Below are 18,836 nucleotides of genomic sequence, written 5' to 3'. Positions count from 1 at the left end.
ATGTAATTAATTGCTTTTCGTTACTGCCAAGGGCGCTCAGCAGCAAGTTGTTTTTCAAACGCATCAATTTGTGGATTTAGCGTTTCGGTCACACCAATAAAATCTAAGCCACTTAATAAACGCTCTTTTACGTCTTTACGAATATCAAAGCTAATTGGCGCAAACTTATCGCTTGTTAGTGTTTGGTTTTCAAGATCGATTTGAATGTTTATATCGTCGTGTTGCTCACTAAGTACAAACAATTGCTCAAGCGTATCAGCGGGTAGCGCAATGGCTAACATTTGGTTGTTGCCACAGTTATTAAAGAAAATATCAGCAAAGCTTTCCGCTAAAATTACTTCAAAACCATATTGCTTAAGCGCCCACGGTGCATGCTCGCGTGATGAGCCACAACCAAAGTTGTCGCGGGTTAATAATATTTGCGCGCCTTGGTAGCATGGGCGGTTTAAAATAAAATCAGGATTTGGTTCGCCGTTTTCTAGGTAACGCCAATCGTAAAACAGTGCTGCATCAAAACCATCACGGCTGGTTGATGTTAAAAACTGCTTAGGAATAATTTGGTCTGTATCTACATTGTTTTTATCAAGTGGGGCCATTAAGCCACTAAAAAATACGCTCATTAGGCTTCTCCTCTTATATCAACAAAGTGACCATGTATTGCAGCAGCGGCTGCCATTGCTGGGCTTACTAAGTGCGTACGCCCGCCACGGCCTTGGCGCCCTTCAAAGTTACGGTTAGACGTAGATGCACAGCGTTTGCCCGCTTCTAAGCGGTCGTCGTTCATTGCTAAACACATTGAACAGCCCGGCTCGCGCCACTCAAAACCTGCCGCTTTAAAAATATCGGCTAAGCCTTCGTCTTCGGCTTGCTTTTTAACAAGACCAGAGCCTGGTACGATAAGTGCTTCAATGCCAGCTACAACCTGCTTACCTTCAACAATTTTCGCCGCTGCACGTAAATCTTCAATACGGCTATTAGTACACGAACCAATAAAGACTGTATCTACTTTTGCGCTTGATAATTTATCGCCGGCTTTTAAGTCCATGTATCTAAGTGCGCTGCGTATAGCATCGGCTTTAATTAAATCTGGTTCTTGGTCAGGATCTGGTATGCATTCATCAACGCCAATTACTTGCTCTGGGCTTGTACCCCACGTAATTTGCGGCTGAATGTCGTCAGCTTCAAGCTCAACACTCAAGTCAAACTCTGCGCCTTCATCTGATTTTAAGGTTTCCCAGTATTCAACTGCAGCGTCAAAGTCAGCGCCTTTAGGTGCAAATGGGCGACCTTTTAAGTAATCATACGTGATTTGATCTGGTGCTATTAAACCTGCTTTTGCACCCATTTCTATACTCATGTTACATAGCGTCATACGGGCTTCCATTGAAAGTGCTTCAATGCCTTCACCACAAAATTCAGCAACATAACCTGTACCGCCAGCTGTACCTAACTTACCAATAACCGCCATAATTAAATCTTTAGAGGTTACAGTTGGGCGAAGCACACCGTTAATTTGAATTTTTAACGATTTTGCCTTTTTTTGCTGTAGCGTTTGCGTTGCTAATACATGCTCAACCTCAGAAGTACCAATACCGTGCGCTAATGCGCCAAACGCGCCATGCGTAGAGGTATGGCTATCACCACATACAATGGTAGTGCCAGGCAAGGTAATACCTTGTTCGGGCCCCATTACATGCACTATGCCTTGGTTAATTGAGTTTAAATCGTAAAGTACAATGCCAAACTCTTTACAGTTAGCATCAAGTGCCATTAACTGGTTTTTAGATACTTCGCTTGCTGCATCAAGTGATCGGCTTTTAGTCGATACGTTATGATCCATTGTTGCAAAGGTTTTTTCTGGGCAACGTACCGTACGGTTTTTTTCACGTAGGCCTGCAAAAGCCTGTGGTGATGTCACCTCGTGTACTAAATGACGGTCAATATAAAGTAAATCAGTTTGCTCGTTTATGCTGGCAACGGTATGTGCTTGCCAAATTTTGTCGTATAACGTTTGGGCCACTTGCTAATTCCCTACTTTGTTAAGTCGCAGCATAACGGTGCTGCGATTTATATATTAAATACGTGAAACGATGGCAGCTGCCACATCGCTTGTGCTGTATCCACCTTGTGGGTAGATATCTGGCGTGCCAACGCCTGCTTCTACGGCTTCGGCTACGGCTTTTTCAATAGTGCGCGCTGCTTCGTCTTGGCCTAATGAGTAACGTAGCATAAGTGCAGCACTTAAAATTTGCGCAATCGGGTTTGCAACCCCTTTGCCAGCAATATCTGGCGCTGACCCACCGGCTGGTTCGTATAAACCAAAGCCCGATTGATTCAAGCTGGCCGATGGTAATAAGCCCATTGAGCCTGTGATCATCGCACACTCATCTGACAAAATATCACCAAATAAGTTATCGCAAAGTAGCACGTCAAACTGGCTAGGCTGTTTAACTAATTGCATAGCTGCGTTATCTACGTATATGTAATCTAGGCTTACTTCTGGGTAGTCTTTGCTTACTTCGGTAACTACTTCACGCCATAATACGCTTGATGCAAGCACGTTTGCTTTATCAACCGACGTTACATGGTTACTACGTAATTTTGCTGCCTCAAAGGCAAAGCGGGCAATGCGTTCAATTTCTTTACGCGAGTAAGTTTGTGTATCAAATGCGGCTTCTTCAGCGCCTTCGCCGCTTCGGCCTTTTTCACCAAAGTAAATGCCGCCAGTAAGTTCGCGTACACATAAAATATCAAAGCCTTTTTCGCTAATATCTGCACGTAATGGCGATGCTGCGCTAAGCGCTGGTAAAAGCTGTGCTGGGCGTAAGTTACAAAACAAACCAAAGTGCTTACGAAGCGGTAAAAGCGATGCACGCTCAGGTTGCTCATTAGGTGGTAGGTTTTCCCATTTTGGGCCACCTACCGAGCCAAATAAAATGGCATCGGCGTTTTCACACGCACTTAGCGTTTTTGGTGGTAATGCTTCACCAAATTCGTCAATAGCTGCGCCACCAATAGCATGATGCTGACGGTTCAGGGTAAAACCAAACTTATTGCTTACAGCATCAAGTACTTGCTCTGCTGCTGCCATTACTTCTGGGCCAATACCGTCGCCTGCTAATACGGCAACGCTGTAGTTTGTTTTACTCATCCTGCTTTCCTTTGTTGTTTTAAATCAGACACTTTTTGTGCACGATAAATTAAGTTGTAAACACGGATCATGGCGCGTACCGACGCCTCTACCACATCCGCAGCAATACCCGCACCGTGATAAGGACGGCCATCGTATTTAGCAATAATGTTTACTTGACCAAGCGAACTTGCGCCTTGGCCAGTGGCTTCTAAATTGTATTCAATCATTTCAACGCTCATACCAGTTAAGCGCTCAATAGCCGCAAATGAGGCTTCAACAGGGCCATTACCTGTAGCAGCTTCTTGTTTTGCTTCGCCATCAATTAACATCCCAATGGTAGAGCTGGCTACCGACTGTGAGTTAGACGCTGAGTTTACAAACTCTAATTGGTATTTTTCGTCTTTGTCGTTAATTTGATTAAAGTAAATCATGGCTTCAAGGTCGTAATCATATACGGTACCTTTTTGGTCAGCTAACGCTAAAAAGCTCTCATATAAGCTGTCCATATCGTAGTCAGCTTTTTGATAACCTAACTCTTCTAAGCGGTGCTCAATAACATGACGGCCCGAACGAGAGGTCATATTTAATTGGTTATTTGGCACACCGACGCTTTCTGGCGACATAATCTCATAAGTATTTTGCGCTTTTAATACGCCATCTTGGTGAATGCCCGAGCTATGTGCAAAGGCGTTTTCGCCCACAATGGCTTTATTTGGTTGTACCGGCATATTGCATATTTTTGCCACTTGGCGAGATGCGCGATAAATTTCTTCGCTTTTAATATCGGTGTGTACGTTTAAGTGGTCTTTGCGCATTTTCATGATCATCGCCACTTCTTCAAGCGAGCAGTTACCCGCACGCTCACCAATACCATTTATTGTACACTCAATTTGGCGAGCACCTGCTTGTACCGCGGCTACCGAGTTAGCTACAGCTAAACCTAAATCGTTATGACAATGTACACTTAAACGCGCTTTATCTATATTCGGCACGTTATTCATTAAATGGCGGATCATTGCGGCGTATTCGTCTGGCGTTACAAAGCCAACGGTATCAGGTAAATTAATAGTAGAGGCACCGGCGTTAATTGCCTGCTCAACAATTTTACATAAATCCCAGTGCGGCGTACGCCCGGCATCTTCACACGAAAACTCAACATCATCAGTGTAGTTACGCGCTAATTTAATTGATTTAACCGCCATGGCCGTTGCATCGTCTAGGCTCATACGTAATTTGTGTTCAAGGTGCAAAGGGCTTGTGGCAATAAAAGTATGAATACGGCTTTGCTGTGCTGTGCGAAGTGCCTCACCACAGGCTTCAATGTCTTTTGCTACTGAACGTGCTAAACCACAAATAATTGGGCCTTTAACTTCGGTTGCTATACGTTGCACCGAGCGAAAATCAGCGGGGCTCGAAACCGGAAAACCCACTTCCATCACATCCACGTTCAAGCGGCTAATAGTATGCGCTAGCTGAATTTTATCGTCTTCTGTAAGGCTTGCTTTAAGTGCCTGCTCGCCATCACGTAAGGTGGTATCAAAAATCCATACTTTATCTTTGTCTTGCATAACTGCCCCTCATTCCTCTGTTACCCAAATTTCAATTTATCCCAGCCGCGAGATAATAAAAAACCCCGCAATTGCGGGGTTTTTAGTGTTTAACTCGATGCAAACACACTAATCCCCGCTCACTGACCATAGCAGTAAGAGGTTAAGTTTTAGTGTAATTAAACGAATATTTTGCATCTTGTTTCTTGTGTGTGTGTTCAGTGAGGCCTATTTTTAACATTACAAAGCAGTTGGTGCAAGCATAAATATTCCAAACAAAGGAATAAAAACCCCACATTAAAGAAATTTATATACCTTAAAATAGCATATTCAGGTTTTATAAATCACACAGCTACACTTTTTAGCTTAAATTAATGTGTTGAGTAAACTTGCGTGCTTAGATTAACTTATTGCTAATTTTTTAAGCTAAACCTGATTATTTGTTTCACGAATATAATTACCTGCACCGCGGGTAATATAACGTAGCTGCCAAATAACCCGCTCAATGAGTTCTTCGCGTTGTTGACCTTCTATATCAAGTGCTTCAGCGCCGGCATTAAATACCAGTGTTACCATGGCTTCGGCCTGAATATAAGCATGGATTGAATCGCACTTGGTTTCGCTTTCTAAATAATGCGCAAGCTCTAAAATAAAGTGTTTTACCTCACGCGCTACGGCGGCTCTAAAGGCTTTTGAGGTGCCAGAACGTTCTCGCAGCAGTAATCTAAATTGGTTGCTTGAGTTATCAATAAACTCCATAAAGGTAACAACCGAAGTATTTATTACGCTGCCGCCACTGGCTATACGTCTGCGGGCTTGGCGCATAAGCTGGCGAAGGGTTAAGCCTGCTTCGTCGACCATGGTTAAACCTAGCTCGTTCATATCTTTAAAGTGGCGATAAAAAGAGGTGGGGGCAATACCTGCTTCGCGGGCAACTTCGCGTAAGCTTAAATTAGAAAAACTATGATCAGCACTAAGCTGATTAAATGCCGCCTCAATTAAGGCTTGTCGTGTTTTTTGTTTCTGTTGTGCTCTAACACCCGACATCCACAGCTCCCTGAGTAATTTTATATGAAGTTTTAATGATAATTAGCCGAATTGTCTAGTCTAATACTTGACGCCAAGAGATTGAAACACTATTTTAGCTTACAGTTGTACGCTGAGAGTAAAAACGATGAATAAACCACCGATTATTTGGACAAACGTCCTATTTTTTAGCCTAACCTTTTTGGCGGCTGTCACACTTGTACCTTGGTACGGCATTAGTTACGGATTTACCAGCGCGCATTGGATTGCATTTGTAGGCTGTATGTTTTACGCAGGCCTATCTATTACTGCCGGATACCACCGATTATGGGCGCATAAAGCCTATAACGTACACCCTGCAATAGAATTTATTTTTGCCCTTGGTGGCGCATTTGCTTTGCAAAACAGTGCGTTGCACTGGAGTAGCGATCATCGTATACACCACGGCCAAGTAGATGACCCAGTAAAAGACCCTTACGCCGCAACTAACGGTTTTTGGTACAGCCATATTGGCTGGATGCTACGTGATTACCAAGGCGACAGTTATAACGATTACAGTAATTGTCGCGATTTACAGCGCAATAAAATTGTTATGTGGCAGCATAAACACTACTTAAAGCTTGTTATAGCCATGAATGTCGGTTTACCGCTTGTGCTTGGTTTATTAGTAGGCGATGTGTGGGGTATGCTACTACTTGCAGGTTTATTGCGCTTAGTATTGAGCCAGCACTTTACCTTTTTCATTAATTCATTGGCTCATATTTGGGGCTCACGCCCATACACTGAGAAAAACACTGCGCGCGATAATGGCTTTTTAGCGTTATTTACTTATGGCGAGGGTTACCATAACTTTCACCATATTTTTGCAAGCGATTACCGTAACGGTATTAAGTGGTTTCATTACGACCCAACTAAATGGATGATTCGCTCTTTAGCAGCGCTCGGTTTAGCCAGTAAATTAAAGCGCACCCCGGTTGAGCGCATAGAAAAAGCCAAAGCCGAAACGCTAATGAGTAAAACGCAAACGCGCCTTTCAAAATTGCCTTTAGCGCAAGATAAGCTTACATTATTACAACAAGAGTACGATTTACTGCTGAAAAAGCTGCAAAATTACTGTTCACTACAAAAACAAGTGTTAGAAGCTAAAAAAAATAACATGGCAAAGCAGTGTGAACAATCAGCATTAATGACACAATACCATGAGCTGGAAGCCGCCTGGGAAAATCAAAAACAGGCATGGCTAGCACTTAATGCGAGGTTATTAAAAGCCTCTTTTAATTAATTTAGGAGTGGCTGTGGCCAAACAACCAGAACAAAAAAAAGCACCCGTAGTTTACCAATATGACGCAATAATTATTGGTACGGGCCCTGGCGGTGAAGGCACCGCCATGAACCTATCTAAAAACGATAAAAAAGTAGCGGTTATTGAGCGCCAACAAGCGGTTGGCGGTGGCTGTGTACATTGGGGAACAATTCCTTCAAAAGCATTACGCCACTCGGTTAGCCGCTATATTGAATACAAAGCAAACCCACTTTTTAATGTTGGCGAGCGCCCTAGCCGCTTAACGTTTCCTGATATTTTAAGTCATGCAAGTTCTGTTATTTCTAAGCAGTCAAACTTACGTAGCAGCTTTTACGACCGTAACCGCATTCATATGTACCAAGGCGATGCGAGCTTTGTAGATAAACACACGGTTGAAATTAAGCGCCTTGATGGCTCAGCAGAGCGTATTACCGCTAAAACCATTGTAATTGCTACTGGCTCACGCCCATACCGCCCACCTGAGGTCGACTTTAGCCATTCACGTATTTACGACAGCGATACTATTTTAGGCCTAGAGCACGACCCACAACGTGTACTTATATACGGTGCGGGTGTTATTGGCTGTGAATACGCTTCAATCTTTAAAGGCTTAGGTGCTAAGGTAGATTTAGTAAACACGCGCGACCGCTTATTAGCCTTTATGGATGCAGAAATTTCTGATGCGCTTAGCTACCACTTTTGGAATAGCGGTATTGTTATTCGTCATAACGAAGAGTTTGACCGTATAGAAACACGCTCAGATTGCGTTGTAATGCATTTAAAATCGGGCAAGCGTGTAAAAGCCGACTGTATTTTATTTGCTAACGGGCGCACAGGTAATACCGATACGCTAAACCTTGAAGCTATTGGTTTAAAAGCCGATGGTCGAGGCCAGCTTAAAGTCAACGAAATGTACCAAACTGAGGTAGACAACGTTTACGCAGTAGGTGATGTAATTGGCTACCCAAGCTTAGCGAGTGCTGCATTTGATCAAGGCCGTATAGCTGCCGATGCTATTGCCTGCGGTAATTGCGAAGATAAGCTAATTATAGATATACCGGCCGGTATTTATACCATTCCTGAAATGAGTTCGGTAGGTAAAACAGAGCAACAGCTAACCGCTGCAAAAGTACCGTATGAAGTTGGTCGTGCTCAGTTTAAGCACTTAGCTCGTGCGCAAATTGCGGGTACAGAAGTTGGTAGTTTAAAAATATTGTTTCACAGTGAAACAAAAGAAGTACTTGGCGTGCATTGCTTTGGTGAGCGTGCCTCAGAAATTGTTCACATTGGCCAAGCCATTATGGAACAAAAAGGGGCAGGCAACACTGTTGACTACTTTGTAAATACCACATTTAACTACCCAACGATGGCAGAAGCCTACCGTGTTGCGGCGTTAAATGGATTAAATAGGTTATTTACTTAACCCGATTACTACACAGCAAAAAGCCCGCTAATTAGCGGGCTTTTTAATAGCTATTAATACTACGGTTGTTATTTGTGGTATTGCGCGCTTAGCTCATGTACTGCATTAATAAATACACCGGCGTTTTCTGGGTCTACATCTGGTGTAATACCGTGGCCTAAGTTAAATACGTGGCCATCACCTGTGCCAAAGTCTTCTAAAATAGTGCCTACTTCTTGGCGGATACGATCAGGCGTACCGTGAAGCATTGACGGGTCCATATTACCTTGCAATGCAACTTTATCGCCTACACGACGTTTAGCGTCGCCAATATTAATAGTCCAATCAAGACCTACTGCATCACAGCCTGTTGCTGCAATTGCTTCAATCCACTGGCCACCATTTTTGGTAAATAGCGTTACCGGCACTTTACGACCGTCGTATTCGCGAATTAAACCATCAACAATTTTATGCATGTATTGCAGTGAGAATTCGTTGTAATCGCGCGGGCTTAATACGCCGCCCCACGAGTCAAATACCATTAACGATTGCGCACCGGCTTTTACTTGCGCGTTTAAGTAATCAATGACTGAATCAGCTAATTTATCTAGTAATAAATGTAGTGTTTGCGGCTCTGCAAACGCCATTTTTTTAATTTTACCAAATACTTTACTGCTTCCACCTTCAACCATGTAAGTTGCTAGTGTCCACGGTGAACCCGAAAAGCCAATTAGTGGCACTTCGCCTTTAAGTTCACGGCGAATAGTACTTACTGCGTTCATTACATAGCCAAGCTCGTCAGTTGGGTCTAGCTTAGGAATCTTTTTAACATCAGCAAGTGACGAAATAGGGTTTTCAAATTTAGGGCCTTCACCGGTTTCAAAGTACAAACCTAAACCCATAGCATCGGGAATAGTTAAAATGTCACTAAATAAAATAGCAGCATCTAACGGGTAACGGCGAAGGGGTTGTAGTGTTACTTCACATGCAAGCTCAGCATTACGGCACAGGCTCATAAAATCGCCCGCTTGTGCACGTGTAGCACGGTACTCTGGTAAATAGCGTCCTGCTTGGCGCATCATCCATACCGGTGTTACATCAACGGGTTGTTTTGCAAGTGCACGTAAATAACGGTCGTTTTTTAATTCGCTCATAGCGTAAATAATCCTGAGGCTTATAGAAATTGTTCAAGATTGTACCACCATATTCTCCGGCTCTCTATCGCTAAGCTCTTAAAACATGTGTTACAGCTAACAGAACCTAGTTTGTTGCTTATTTAGTCACATTTGAGTGTTAAATAACCAAAAAGAACTAACAATAAAAACTTTTTGTTAATATGTTTGCAACATAACAAAAACCTTGGTATTGTTTGTCCCGCGTTAACAAGAACAATAATAAAAATCTTAAACAACAATAACAAAAATATTTATAATAAAAATAACAAAAATCTTCTATAACAATAAGAAAGCTTGTATTAACAGGCCAAAACAAGAAATTAAGCCACCTTAACCGGTGGTTTTTTCTTGCCTGCAATAAAATGATAATTTACCTACAATAAATACACACATGCACCAGCTCATACCTTTTACTTGTTGATATACACTTAAATAAAATATATCTTGATGTATAAGAAAATTTAAATTTAACCATAAAAGTGACCCAGCTTAGGAGAACAGTAATGCTGACGCGCGTAGAGAAAGCTCAACAAAAATGGGGTGGTAGCCATACTGTCATTGATAAATGGTTAAACGAGCGCCAAGAGTTAATTGTACTTTATTGTAAAATGGCTGGGTTTTCGCCATACGACAAAAAAGATCACGCCTTACCAGAGCCAGAACAAATTCAATCATTTTGCCAAATTTTAATGGATTACTTATCTGCCGGCCATTTTGAAGTGTACGATGACATTGCAAAAGCCTGTGAAAGCAAGGGCCTTGAAAGCCAAGAGCTGGCAAATACAATTTACCCGCGCATTTCTAGCACAACAGATATTGCTTTAGATTTTAACGATAAATACGCAGAAGTAGATAAAGAGGACTTATTAGCTGAGTTTGATAACGATTTGTCGGTACTTGGCGAAACGTTAGAAGCGCGTTTTGAACTAGAAGATGAGCTAATAGATAATTTGTTTTCTAACCACACAGATTAATAAAATTGCCTACAAAAAAGGGACCGTTATGGTCCCTTTTTGCGTTATAAGCTACCGCTTATTGCGCAGGTGCTTCGTCATCTTGTATTTCAAGTAGTTCTACTTCAAAAACAAGCGTTGAGTTAGCTGGAATTTTACCTAGGTCACGATCGCCGTAAGCAAGTTCAGAAGGAATAGTGAACTTGTACTTAGACCCTACTGACATAAGCTGTAAACCTTCAGTCCAACCCGCAATTACACGGTTAAGAGGGAAAGTAGTTGGCTCGTTACGCGCATAAGAGCTATCAAACTCAGTGCCGTCTAATAAAGTACCTTTGTAATGTACTTTAACTACGTCTGTTGCTGCTGGCTTTTCGCCTTCGCCTTCGCTAAGTACTTCGTACTGTAGACCTGACTCAGTTACTGTTACGCCTTCTTTTTTAGCATTTTCTTCTAGGTATTTTTTACCTGCTTCTTTGCTTTTTTCAGACTCAACTTTAGCTTTAGCTTCTTGCTTTGTACGCACTGATGTATCTAGCTCAGTTAGCACTTCACGGATTTTTTCTTCATCGATTTTTGCATTACCAGCAAGCGCGTCTTCAAAACCACGAATTAATAGTGCTTGGTCTAGTTCAATACCAATCTCTGATTTATCAGCTAGGTCTTTATTTAAAAAGTTACCTACTGATGCACCAATACCGTATGCTTGTTGCTGCTCTACAGTGTCTAATTTAACTTCAGCTTGTTCTTGTTTTGCTTCTTGATTACAAGCTGTAAGCGCTAAAACCGACGCTGCAATCAATGACAATCTAATCGTCTTTTTCATTTTAAATCTCCGACACACTTTGCAGTTGTCATTTATTGTATTATTACTAGTTAAAGATTAACGGCCTACATGATAGGCTGCTTGTTTAATAACTAACTAAATTAAAACCTAACCTATTATAGTGATTAGACAAACACCCTAGGCCTTCAACGTGACCTAGTCTAACCTCTCAGTCACTAAGAGTTAAGAGGAAATACCTGTAATATGTCGATATTTCGTACTTTTTTAATCGCTTTTAGCTGTTTATTAGCCCTAGCTTGTAGCGATCAAAAACAGCAAGCTGCACAACGCTTTGAACACGCAGCACAGGGTGCGTTTTCCTCGGCAGTATCTAACGATGGTAAATACAGCCTAGTCTCCTCCATTCACCATGGGGTCGCCCTGTGGGATAATCAACAGCAGGTGCTAAAATATCAATGGTTTCAACAGCAATCACAAGAAAGCCTAGTGTATGCTGTGGCTATTGCGTTTGATAATAGCGTGGCCGTTACCGCAGAAAAAACCACCTTTGCCGTGTGGGATATTAGCAGCGGCGAAAACCGCGGCTATTATAAAATTCAACAAGCCACTATTCGCGATATTGCGATAAGTAACCAAGGCCGCAGTGTTTTATACGGCAGAAGCGACGGCGTAGTGGTATTTTTAAACCTAGAAACCGGACGCCGCATTGAGTTTTTAGGCCACCAAGACAAAGTAAACACCGTTGATTTATCGCCTAATGGGCGCTACGCCTTAAGCGGCTCAAACGATTACGTTGCTTATTTTTGGGATACACGTACAGGGCAAGTAATTCATCGCTTTAATCACCCGACTCGTGTTACCCAAGTAACCCTAGACCCACAAGGTCGCTACGCATTTACCGCAGATAGTATGAAGCAAGCACATGTATGGAAGCTGACTACAGGTGATCTTGTGAGTAAACTGGCGTATATTGCGCGTCAGAAAATTTTTACTGCGGTACGCTTTAACGAACAAGGCACATTGCTGGCCACAGGCTCGCCCAATAAGCGCGTTGACTTATGGCAGTTACCCAGCGGAGAAAAAATTCAAACTTGGCAAGTCACACCACGTGAAGGCAGTAAGCCTAAATCGGCTGTGGTGCTAGATGTAACGTTTATAGATAACGGCAAGTCGTTGTTAACCGAGAGCTCGAGCGGAATTGCAGAGCACTTTACAATACGAGAAGCAAATGAACACAATTGAAAATCGTTTAATGGAGCTTGAGGCAAAAGTTGCTTTTCAAGACGAAACAATAGAAATATTAAATGACGAGCTAAAAGCACACCAACAGCAGCTTGCAAAAATGAAGCGCCAAACTGAGTTACTAGCAGAAAAACTTAAAGAAGCGCAGCAGCCGTCGTTAATGTCGCAAATGCAAGAGCCGCCTCCTCCACATTACTAAGGTGGGTAAAAAATAAAACCGGGTTAATCGCCCGGTTTAAATACACCAATTACTTGTTCAAATTGGCGAGTAGATGCCTGAACAGCGTTATCGGGTTGCGCCATTTTGTGGCCGCACTCTACACACTCTACTTTTTCAACATCATGTTCTCTGTACAGCATCATGGTATCCATGGCTTTACACTCAGGGCACGATGCACCAGCAATAAATCGCTTCTTTTGTCTCACAACATTTTTCCTGTGGTTTGAACTGCAGATATTTTATCGTATAACTTCCTATGTTGATACGCTTGATAAGAGCAATACGTTCTATGGTATGATAGCGCCAACTTAACCAGGGCACAGTAAAGTAACGCATTCATGATCCAAATCTCAGAAATAGAACTACTTCGTGGCGGAAAAGCCTTATTAAAAAATGCCTCGGCTACTTTATTTCCACAGCACAAAGTGGGCTTAGTTGGCGCTAATGGCTGTGGTAAATCTACCTTATTTAGTTTATTAAAATCTGAGCTGCAACTCGATGCGGGTGATTGCAATATACCGAAAGATTGGTCTATTGCCTCTGTAAAACAAGAAACCCCAGCCCTTGAAATAAGCGCCATTGATTATGTACTTCAAGGCCACCCTGAATACTATGCATTGCGCATTGCCCTGCGTGAAGCTGAGCAAACAAACGATGGTGACACCCAAGCCAAAGTACATATTCAGCTTGAAAATATTAAAGGCTACAGCATAGAGTCAAAAGCGGGCGAATTGCTGCACGGCTTAGGCTTTGCTAATCACCAAATAGAAAACCCTGTAAGCGCATTTTCTGGTGGTTGGCGTATGCGTTTAAACCTTGCACAAGCACTTATTCGCGATGCCGACTTACTATTACTCGATGAGCCTACCAACCACCTTGATTTAGATGCCGTTTACTGGCTTGAGCGCTTTTTACGCGCCTACACAGGCACCTTGGTACTTATATCTCATGACCGCGAGTTTTTAGACGCCGTGGTTGATCAAATTTGGCATGTCGATAAACAGCTTATTAATGTGTACAAAGGTAACTACTCACAGTTTGAACGCCAAAAAGCAGAGCGCTTGTTACAACAACAAGCAATGTTTGAAAAACAACAAGAGCAAATTGCCCATCTTGAACAGTTTATAACTCGCTTTAAAGCCAAAGCCAGTAAGGCCAAACAGGCACAAAGCCGTGTAAAAGCACTCGAACGTATGGAAAAGCTGGCACCTGCACATGCCGACTCACCATTTGACTTTGAATTTGCCGAGCCAACAGCCCTGCCTAACCCGCTAATGACCCTAGATAAAGCAAAAGCAGGTTATGGCGATGTCACTATTTTAAATAATATCGCGCTAAACCTAGTTCCTGGCAGCCGTATTGCGTTACTCGGTCGTAACGGCGCGGGTAAATCAACGCTTATAAAGCTATTAGCGGGCGAGCTTGAGCCGCAAGCAGGTAAAGTGGTTCAACACCATGGCTTAAATATAGGTTACTTTGCGCAGCACCAACTTGAATCGCTTGATTTAAAAGCCAGCGCAGTGACCCATATTCAACGTTTAAACCCTCAGGCCACTGAGCAATCATTGCGTGACTTTTTAGGTGGTTTTGCATTTATTGGCGATAAAGCACTTGAGCCCGTGGCGCCGTTTTCGGGCGGTGAAAAAGCCCGCTTAGTGCTAGCCATGTTAGTGTATCAAAAACCCAATTTACTACTACTTGATGAGCCAACTAACCACCTTGATTTAGAAATGCGCCACGCGCTAGTAATGGCACTACAAGGCTTTGAAGGCGCCATGGTTACCGTATCGCACGATCGCCACATGCTTAAAAACACCGCCGATGAATTTTATTTAGTCGATGATGGCAAAGTCACTCAATTTGGTTACGATTTAGATGCCTATTACCAATGGTTACTCAATGCAAATAAAGAAGCCGCTAAAAGCCAGCAGCCTGACGAGCCAAAAGCAAATCCAAGCGTTAATCGTAAAGAGCAAAAGCGCCTAGAAGCTGAGTTTAGAAAAGCCATTCAACCGCTTAAAAAACAAATTGAAAAGCTTGAAAAGCAGCTCGATAAATTTACTGCAGAGCTTAGCGAAGTTGAAGTAGCCCTTGGCGACAACACACTCTACAACGACGATAACAAAGCCCAGTTAAAAGAGCTAATTGCTAAGCAAGCAACGCTTACCCCTAAAGTAAACGACACTGAAGAAGAGCTACTAATGGCGCTTGAAGAAATGGAAGAAAAAGAGCAGGCCTTTGCCGATGAACTTGCTCAATAAAAACGACTTTTGGCAATTTGCCTGCGCTTTGTACGCAAAGCCTGGGCAACAACAAACCTTGCTGGCACTGCAAAACCAGCAAGGTAAAAACGTTAATCTGTGCTTATTTTTGCTGTACTTAGATTCACTTAAGCTAAGTATTAATGCCGAGCAGCTCAGTGTTTTAATAGACTCAGTTAATGAATTTGATACACAAGCACTTAAACCTCTGCGTGCCGCTCGTCGTTATTTAAAAGCCAATCAAGAAAGCATCAGCGACTATGCAAAAATACGCCAAGAGCTATTAAGCGCCGAGTTAAAGCTTGAAAAGCAACAACAGCAAATACTGGTTGATACAGCGAATAAGCTTAGCTTTTTAGAAGCTGTAAAGCCAAACAATATTGAGCTGTATGTGAAAGCCACTTAAGCTGTCAGTTTTTACACCCTCTTCTAAATGTTCATTTTAAAGCCAATTAATCACAAAGAGGATTAGAGACGCTGCGCTTTTAGAGGAAAATAAAAGCCAAGTTATTATCGCTAGATAATATAAGCCTAGCCGCTACTGGCTTGTGGCTATATTTTCTCATTTACTTCTCATTTTTTTCTCTTTGTGCAAAAAATCTTTAAGCCGATTGATTCTTCAAAGCCTATAGGCGCTGCAGTAGAAACTGAATAGCTCCTAAAACATGATCTACATCAACTTTACTTGGTTACTTTTTCCACGCAGAGAAATAGTTTGATCTCGATCACATTATGCTTTGCAAAGTCACTTTATGATGTCTCCATCAACTGAACGAGGAGATTAATCATGAACGTATTCTTTAGAGACTTTTTTAGCGACCCTGTTTTATTTATGTCTTTTGGGATTTTAGGCGTCGTGATTTCTCTTTGCCTATTTTACGCTTTTTACTTTATTAAAAAAATTAGCGAGGCTGAAGTTCCCGAGCATCATTAAGCACGACGCACAAAGCGCCTACTCAGGTTACTGATTAGGCGCTTTTTATTTTATAAAGCGAAAAATTTGGTACACTAACGCTTCGTTTTTTTCATAGTGCGTAGTACAAACATGATCAATAAGTTTAAACCAGCATGGTGGATGACCAATCGTCACGTTCAAACCATAATGCCGCGTTTTTTCCGTCCATTTCACAATACGTCCTACGAACTTGAGCAACTTGATACGCCCGACGGCGATTTTATTGAACTTGCATGGTCGCTGCCTCATAACGAAAACGCTCCCCTTGCTGTGGTTTTACATGGCCTTGAAGGCAACATAAATAGCTTTTATGCCAAAGGCATGATGAAAGCCTTAAAAAAACAAGGCTATGCCGTAGTACTTATGCACTTTAGAAACTGCTCAAGTGAAGTTAACCGCTTACCCCGTGCTTATCATAGTGGCGATACCGCCGATTTAGCTTTTTTTATAAATCATTTAAGGGAGCAATTTCCCAGCCGCCCTATTATGGCTGTTGGTTTTTCGTTAGGGGGCAATGTACTGGCTAAATACCTAGGCGAAGAGCGAGAAAACTGCCCATTAAGTGCTGCAGCCGTGGTTTCGGCTCCTTATGATTTATCATCATCAAGCGATGTTATTCGTAAAAGCTTAGGCAAAATTTACCAAAAGTATTTGCTCGATAGAATGAAAAAATCAATGCAGCGTAAATTGCCACAAATTAAGCAGCAAATACCTATTACCTCTGAGCAGTTAATGAAAATTGACGATTTGCTAGAGTTTGATAATCAACTAACTGCTCCACTGCATGGCTTTGAAAACGCACATGATTACTATCGCCAAGCCAGCGCAATGCCTTACTTAAAGCATATTGCGATTCCTACGTTAATAATTCATGCCAAGGACGATCCAATGTTGTCGATTAAAGCCGTGCCAAGTAGGCGAGATGTGAGTGAGCATGTTACCCTGAGCGTCTCTGAAAAAGGCGGCCACGTAGGGTTTATTAGCGGTAATAATCCGTTTAGGCCGGTATTTTGGCTTGAACAAGCCGTCCCTCATTATTTTGGCCAGCACGTCCCCACTAAAGCGAGCAGTAAGCAGTTATGATTATCCCTTTTGAACAACTTGATAAAGACACCCTCTATAACCTAATTGAAAGCTACGTGCTTCGTGAAGGCACCGATTACGGTGAGCAAGAAGTGAGTATTCAAAGTAAAGTAGCGCAGGTTAATCAGCAGCTTAGAAATGGTGAAGCGATGGTGTTTTTTTCTGAGCTACATGAGTCGGTCACTATTATTTCAAAAAATGAATTTAAAGCACTGCAAAGCGAAGAGCATGAAGCACAGTCGTTTGATTAACGCCTAACACTTGTAACTTTTGAGCTGAACGTACACAATGGCTTTTTACCCAAAGAGCCAAAACATGATAAAACTCAGCACTCTAGTGGTAGCCATATCACTAGCTTTAACACCACAAGCCTTTGCAGAGCAAGTAAAAAGCCCGTCAGACAAAGCAGTAAAACTAGCAAAAGACACTATTTTAATCGACACCCATATTGATGTACCTTATCGTATCCACGAAAAATGGGTTGATGTAACTAAAACCACCGACGGCGGCGACTTTGACTACCCTCGCGCAGTAACGGGCGGTTTAAACGCGCCTTTTATGTCGATTTATATTCCTGCTCACTTAGAATTTGAAGGCAAAGGTAAAAGCTACCAGCTAGCCAATCAAATGATTGATAGCATGGAAGCGATTGCACAGCGTGCTCCTGATAAATTTGCTATTGCTAGCTCAACAGCGGATATAGAAGCGCAATTTGAGCAAGGTAAACTGTCAATTGCGATGGGCATGGAGAATGGCTCGCCAATTGAAGGAAAAATGGAAAACCTTCAGCACTTTTTTGACCGCGGTGTACGCTACATCACGCTTGCGCACTCGCAAAGCAACCATATTTCTGACTCGTCTTACGATATTCGTCGTAAATGGAAAGGTTTAAGCCCATTTGGTAAAAAGCTAATTACTGAAATGAACAACGTCGGTATGCTAATTGACGTATCACATATATCAGATGATGCGTTTTATCAGGTAATGGAGCTATCTAAAACGCCGGTGATTGCTTCACACTCTTCACTGCGCAAATACACGCCGGGCTTTGAGCGTAATATGAATGATGACATGTTATTAGCGCTTAAAAAGAATGGCGGGGTTATTCAAATTAACTTTGGCTCAAGCTTTGTAACCTCTAAAGCCGGTGCGTGGTACAAAGACCTTAAAAGCACTAAAGAGACCGTTAAAAAAGAAGGCACTAAGCCGAGTAAAGGCTTTGATGCAGCGTACCGCGCTAAAAACCCATTCCCGTTTGCAAGCCTTGAGCAAGTACTTGATCATATTGATCACGTTGTAGAGCTTATTGGCATTGATTACGTGGGCATTGGCTCTGACTACGACGGTGTAGGCGATTCGTTACCGATTGGCTTAAAGGATGTATCTAGCTACCCTAACCTAGTGCAAGGCTTAATGGACAGAGGTTACAGCGATTCAGACATTAAAAAGATTTTAAGCGAAAATACGCTAAGGGTTTGGAAGCAAGCCGAAGCATATGCGAAAAAGCACTAAGCTGTAAGCTGTCAGTTGTCAGTTGTCAGTTGTCAGTTGTCAGTTGTCAGTTGTCAGTTGTCAGTTGTCAGTTGTCAGTTGTCAGTTGTCAAAAAGTTTAATTAATAGCGCGGCTTAAAGTCGTGCTTTTTTATGTGTTAAGTATAATTTAACACCAAGCTGATCTGACTCCATAAAAGTAGACACCTATTTAGGAGTCAGTTCTCATGAAAGTAAAAGCGTTTCGTAAACATACAG

At 42.2% G+C, this 18,836-nt stretch carries 19 protein-coding genes; 11 read left to right on the top strand and 8 right to left on the bottom strand.

Translation table 11 applies throughout. The features are described 5' to 3' along the window. Window positions 1–20 precede the first annotated feature (20 nt). The 5 genes from leuD to fabR form a co-directional block, all read right to left on the bottom strand. Window positions 21–620, bottom strand: a complete 600-nt coding sequence (gene leuD, locus MTF64_RS14455) for a 3-isopropylmalate dehydratase small subunit (protein ID WP_004589386.1) — start codon at window positions 618–620, stop codon at window positions 21–23. Further along, window positions 620–2,020: a 3-isopropylmalate dehydratase large subunit gene (leuC, locus tag MTF64_RS14450; RefSeq protein ID WP_024033932.1), complete on the bottom strand. Its 1,401-nt coding sequence runs from the start codon at window positions 2,018–2,020 to the stop codon at window positions 620–622. Before leuC ends, leuD begins: the two co-directional genes overlap by 1 nt. Window positions 2,021–2,074: 54 nt before the next feature. Continuing rightward, window positions 2,075–3,151, bottom strand: coding sequence for a 3-isopropylmalate dehydrogenase (leuB, locus tag MTF64_RS14445; protein ID WP_004589388.1), 1,077 nt, complete (start codon window positions 3,149–3,151; stop codon window positions 2,075–2,077). After that, window positions 3,148–4,701 (bottom strand): 2-isopropylmalate synthase, encoded by a 1,554-nt coding sequence (leuA, locus tag MTF64_RS14440; RefSeq protein ID WP_004589389.1) that lies wholly within the window; start codon window positions 4,699–4,701, stop codon window positions 3,148–3,150. The genes leuB and leuA overlap by 4 nt, the downstream gene beginning before the upstream one ends. A gap of 405 nt (window positions 4,702–5,106) precedes the next feature. Then, window positions 5,107–5,727 carry an HTH-type transcriptional repressor FabR gene (gene fabR / locus MTF64_RS14435; protein ID WP_248451793.1) on the bottom strand — a complete coding sequence of 207 codons (621 nt, stop codon included), beginning with the start codon at window positions 5,725–5,727 and terminating at the stop codon, window positions 5,107–5,109. Window positions 5,728–5,854: 127 nt separating this feature from the next. On the opposite strand from fabR, the gene MTF64_RS14430 reads away from it, so the two are divergent. Then, window positions 5,855–6,988, top strand: a complete 1,134-nt coding sequence (locus MTF64_RS14430; protein WP_054983308.1) for a fatty acid desaturase — start codon at window positions 5,855–5,857, stop codon at window positions 6,986–6,988. A gap of 13 nt (window positions 6,989–7,001) precedes the next feature. Next, a complete protein-coding gene (sthA, locus tag MTF64_RS14425; RefSeq protein ID WP_029774151.1) occupies window positions 7,002–8,432 on the top strand; it encodes a Si-specific NAD(P)(+) transhydrogenase in 1,431 nt (476 codons plus the stop codon). A 68-nt stretch (window positions 8,433–8,500) separates the two neighbouring features. On the opposite strand, the gene hemE is transcribed toward sthA, so the two are convergent. Further along, window positions 8,501–9,565 (bottom strand): uroporphyrinogen decarboxylase, encoded by a 1,065-nt coding sequence (gene hemE / locus MTF64_RS14420; protein WP_024033935.1) that lies wholly within the window; start codon window positions 9,563–9,565, stop codon window positions 8,501–8,503. A gap of 524 nt (window positions 9,566–10,089) precedes the next feature. On the opposite strand from hemE, the gene MTF64_RS14415 reads away from it, so the two are divergent. Further along, a complete protein-coding gene (locus MTF64_RS14415) occupies window positions 10,090–10,560 on the top strand; it encodes an Rsd/AlgQ family anti-sigma factor (protein WP_004589394.1) in 471 nt (156 codons plus the stop codon). A 58-nt stretch (window positions 10,561–10,618) separates the two neighbouring features. Here the strand turns inward: MTF64_RS14415 and fkpA are convergent, their stop codons facing one another. Then, on the bottom strand, window positions 10,619–11,365 hold the full coding sequence (gene fkpA / locus MTF64_RS14410) for an FKBP-type peptidyl-prolyl cis-trans isomerase (RefSeq protein ID WP_096740303.1): 747 nt from the start codon (window positions 11,363–11,365) through the stop codon (window positions 10,619–10,621). Window positions 11,366–11,569: 204 nt separating this feature from the next. Here fkpA and MTF64_RS14405 point away from each other — a divergent pair, with 204 nt between their 5' ends. Together MTF64_RS14405 and MTF64_RS14400 are read left to right on the top strand one after the other, a co-directional pair. Beyond that, window positions 11,570–12,568 (top strand): hypothetical protein, encoded by a 999-nt coding sequence (locus MTF64_RS14405; RefSeq protein WP_024033936.1) that lies wholly within the window; start codon window positions 11,570–11,572, stop codon window positions 12,566–12,568. Then, entirely contained in the window at window positions 12,555–12,767 is a 213-nt protein-coding gene (locus tag MTF64_RS14400; protein ID WP_004589619.1) for a SlyX family protein, read from the top strand. The genes MTF64_RS14405 and MTF64_RS14400 overlap by 14 nt, the downstream gene beginning before the upstream one ends. A 23-nt stretch (window positions 12,768–12,790) precedes the next feature. Here the strand turns inward: MTF64_RS14400 and MTF64_RS14395 are convergent, their stop codons facing one another. Then, window positions 12,791–12,994 carry a YheV family putative zinc ribbon protein gene (locus tag MTF64_RS14395; RefSeq protein WP_004589620.1) on the bottom strand — a complete coding sequence of 68 codons (204 nt, stop codon included), beginning with the start codon at window positions 12,992–12,994 and terminating at the stop codon, window positions 12,791–12,793. 132 nt (window positions 12,995–13,126) lie between these two features. On the opposite strand from MTF64_RS14395, the gene MTF64_RS14390 reads away from it, so the two are divergent. From MTF64_RS14390 to MTF64_RS14365, 6 genes are all read left to right on the top strand, one after another. Further along, window positions 13,127–15,049: an ATP-binding cassette domain-containing protein gene (locus tag MTF64_RS14390; protein WP_064384660.1), complete on the top strand. Its 1,923-nt coding sequence runs from the start codon at window positions 13,127–13,129 to the stop codon at window positions 15,047–15,049. After that, a complete protein-coding gene (locus MTF64_RS14385; RefSeq protein WP_248451792.1) occupies window positions 15,033–15,455 on the top strand; it encodes a TIGR02444 family protein in 423 nt (140 codons plus the stop codon). Before MTF64_RS14390 ends, MTF64_RS14385 begins: the two co-directional genes overlap by 17 nt. Before the next feature lie 381 nt (window positions 15,456–15,836). Next, complete coding sequence (locus MTF64_RS14380) at window positions 15,837–15,983, top strand: hypothetical protein (RefSeq protein WP_004589623.1); 147 nt, start codon at window positions 15,837–15,839, stop codon at window positions 15,981–15,983. Window positions 15,984–16,094: 111 nt separating this feature from the next. Then, window positions 16,095–17,087 (top strand): hydrolase, encoded by a 993-nt coding sequence (locus MTF64_RS14375; protein ID WP_248451791.1) that lies wholly within the window; start codon window positions 16,095–16,097, stop codon window positions 17,085–17,087. Continuing rightward, window positions 17,084–17,338, top strand: a complete 255-nt coding sequence (locus tag MTF64_RS14370) for a YheU family protein (RefSeq protein WP_004589625.1) — start codon at window positions 17,084–17,086, stop codon at window positions 17,336–17,338. Before MTF64_RS14375 ends, MTF64_RS14370 begins: the two co-directional genes overlap by 4 nt. Before the next feature lie 64 nt (window positions 17,339–17,402). Next, the gene (locus tag MTF64_RS14365; RefSeq protein WP_248451790.1) at window positions 17,403–18,599 is read left to right on the top strand and encodes a dipeptidase; all 1,197 of its coding nucleotides are present in this window, start codon (window positions 17,403–17,405) and stop codon (window positions 18,597–18,599) included. Window positions 18,600–18,836: the final 237 nt, after the last annotated feature.

Source organism: Pseudoalteromonas sp. 2CM41L (assembly GCF_023161905.1).
Classification (GTDB): Bacteria; Pseudomonadota; Gammaproteobacteria; order Enterobacterales; family Alteromonadaceae; genus Pseudoalteromonas; species Pseudoalteromonas atlantica.
Note: the sequence above shows the minus strand (reverse complement) of the source record. Positions and strands in the feature narration are given on the sequence as shown.

What these genes read in the sequence shown, in the direction of transcription:
- MTF64_RS14430 (WP_054983308.1), top strand. Translation starts at nt 5,855, where the DNA reads ATGAATAAACCACCGATTATTTGGACAAACGTCCTATTTTTTAGCCTA.
- MTF64_RS14370 (WP_004589625.1), top strand. Translation starts at nt 17,084, where the DNA reads ATGATTATCCCTTTTGAACAACTTGATAAAGACACCCTCTATAACCTA.
- MTF64_RS14390 (WP_064384660.1), top strand. Translation starts at nt 13,127, where the DNA reads ATGATCCAAATCTCAGAAATAGAACTACTTCGTGGCGGAAAAGCCTTA.
- fabR (WP_248451793.1), bottom strand. Translation starts at nt 5,727, where the DNA reads ATGTCGGGTGTTAGAGCACAACAGAAACAAAAAACACGACAAGCCTTA.
- leuD (WP_004589386.1), bottom strand. Translation starts at nt 620, where the DNA reads ATGAGCGTATTTTTTAGTGGCTTAATGGCCCCACTTGATAAAAACAAT.
- MTF64_RS14380 (WP_004589623.1), top strand. Translation starts at nt 15,837, where the DNA reads ATGAACGTATTCTTTAGAGACTTTTTTAGCGACCCTGTTTTATTTATG.
- MTF64_RS14415 (WP_004589394.1), top strand. Translation starts at nt 10,090, where the DNA reads ATGCTGACGCGCGTAGAGAAAGCTCAACAAAAATGGGGTGGTAGCCAT.
- MTF64_RS14405 (WP_024033936.1), top strand. Translation starts at nt 11,570, where the DNA reads ATGTCGATATTTCGTACTTTTTTAATCGCTTTTAGCTGTTTATTAGCC.
- fkpA (WP_096740303.1), bottom strand. Translation starts at nt 11,365, where the DNA reads ATGAAAAAGACGATTAGATTGTCATTGATTGCAGCGTCGGTTTTAGCG.
- MTF64_RS14375 (WP_248451791.1), top strand. Translation starts at nt 16,095, where the DNA reads ATGATCAATAAGTTTAAACCAGCATGGTGGATGACCAATCGTCACGTT.
- MTF64_RS14385 (WP_248451792.1), top strand. Translation starts at nt 15,033, where the DNA reads ATGAACTTGCTCAATAAAAACGACTTTTGGCAATTTGCCTGCGCTTTG.
- MTF64_RS14400 (WP_004589619.1), top strand. Translation starts at nt 12,555, where the DNA reads ATGAACACAATTGAAAATCGTTTAATGGAGCTTGAGGCAAAAGTTGCT.
- hemE (WP_024033935.1), bottom strand. Translation starts at nt 9,565, where the DNA reads ATGAGCGAATTAAAAAACGACCGTTATTTACGTGCACTTGCAAAACAA.
- MTF64_RS14365 (WP_248451790.1), top strand. Translation starts at nt 17,403, where the DNA reads ATGATAAAACTCAGCACTCTAGTGGTAGCCATATCACTAGCTTTAACA.
- leuB (WP_004589388.1), bottom strand. Translation starts at nt 3,151, where the DNA reads ATGAGTAAAACAAACTACAGCGTTGCCGTATTAGCAGGCGACGGTATT.
- leuA (WP_004589389.1), bottom strand. Translation starts at nt 4,701, where the DNA reads ATGCAAGACAAAGATAAAGTATGGATTTTTGATACCACCTTACGTGAT.